Annotated in this window: 2 protein-coding genes; both read right to left on the bottom strand. The window is 77.3% G+C overall.

The features are described from left to right. A partial coding sequence (locus G6O68_RS32610; protein WP_206108292.1) for a hypothetical protein occupies positions 1 to 962 on the bottom strand: 962 nt, incomplete at its 3' end. Continuing rightward, a complete protein-coding gene (locus G6O68_RS31765) occupies positions 875 to 1,387 on the bottom strand; it encodes a hypothetical protein (RefSeq protein ID WP_165253760.1) in 513 nt (170 codons plus the stop codon). The genes G6O68_RS31765 and G6O68_RS32610, both read right to left, overlap by 88 nt. Positions 1,388 to 1,455 lie beyond the last annotated feature (68 nt).

Below are 1,455 nucleotides of genomic sequence, written 5' to 3'. Positions count from 1 at the left end.
TTCCAGTAGAGCCGCTTGAGGTCGAGCATCGGTCGGGTCATGCGGCGGTGACGCGACTGGTGCATCCGCAGGACGCTGTTCATCCCCTCCACCGCGCTGCCGGCCCGGTGGGTGTCGCGGAGGACGGCCTCGACGCGGTCGGAGGAGGTCCGTTCCTCCCCGTCCAGGCGGCGGGCGAGGGCGACGGCCCGGATCAGGGCCGTCGCCGGGTCGGCCGGGCGAGGCCGGCGGCGGCCCAGGCGCCATCGCCAGGCCATCGCCTCGCGTCGCTCGCGATCGGGCTCGGCGACGGCCAGGCGGCGGTGCATCCGGTCCAGGAACGCGAGGCCCCGCCGGTCGCCCAGGAAGTTCCGCACCTTCGACCACTCGGGGCCGGCCAGGTCGCCGAGGGCCGCGGCGATCTCGGCCTCGGCGCGGCCGCGATCGTTGAGCCGGCCGTCGGGCGTGAACGCGTCCAGGGCGGCGTGGGCCCGGGCCCACGCCGCCTCCAGGCGGTCGACCTCCCCGAACGCCGTCGTCGCCCGCCGCCAGGCCGCGCGGGCGGTCGCGGCCGGGGCCCGAGCGTCGACGCCCCGGCGTCTCGAGGCCGCGACGGCGGCGTCGGCGGCCTCGGCCCGCTCCCAGGCCGCCTCGGCCCCGCCCCAGCGGCGGGCCAGGACGCGGCGGGCCTCCATGGTCGTGAGGAAGAGGTCCAGGCCGTGCTCGAGGGGGCGCGCGTCGGGGTCGCCTCGGCGGGCCTCGGCCAGCCGCGCGACCGCCGAGGCGATCCCCGACGCGGCGTCCGAGACGACGAACTCCAGGCGGTCGAACGGCCCCAGCCGGCGGGCCCAGGTCGCGGCCTTGCGGTCCGGCTCGTCGCCGCAGAAGAGGGCCGTCAGGCTCGCCGGCTCGACCCCGACCAGGGTCGGCCGCCCCCAAAAAAGAGCTCGTCGAGCGCGAGCGTCCGGACCCGGGGGACGCACGCCGCGTCGGCCGCCTCCAGGACGGCCCCCGCCCGGGCGGCCGCCTCGGCGACCCAGCGGCCTATGGTCGAATGGTCGGGGCCGTCGCCGTCCAGGACGATGCGGAGCAGGTCCTCGACCTGGCGGGTGCTCAGGCCCATGGCGAAGGCCTCGACCGCGAACCGCCGCCGGGCGTCGTCGTCGAGGGCCGGCGGCGGTCTTCGCGCCGCCGCGGCGGGCGCGGCCTCCAACCGCCGCTCGACCCGGCGGGCGTGTTCGTAGACCGTCTGCCGGCTGCACCCGGCCCGCCCGGCCTGCCGAGCCACGGCCCCGTACTCGCCGACGAAGACGGACGCCGCGTTGCAGACCGACGTGCGCAGCGATAGCGTGTCCATGGGGAGGTCCTCCGGGTCGTTGGGGATCGTGGTTGTGAACCAGTCGATCACGGGGCGGCCTCCCTTTCAACGCCCCCCAGACTGTCAACCTCGCCGGCACCCTTCGCGACAGTCCCCGC

The sequence above is a fragment of the Paludisphaera soli genome (genome assembly GCF_011064595.1).
GTDB classification, from domain to species: domain Bacteria; phylum Planctomycetota; class Planctomycetia; order Isosphaerales; family Isosphaeraceae; genus Paludisphaera; species Paludisphaera soli.
This window is presented reverse-complemented; position numbering and strand designations above follow the sequence as displayed.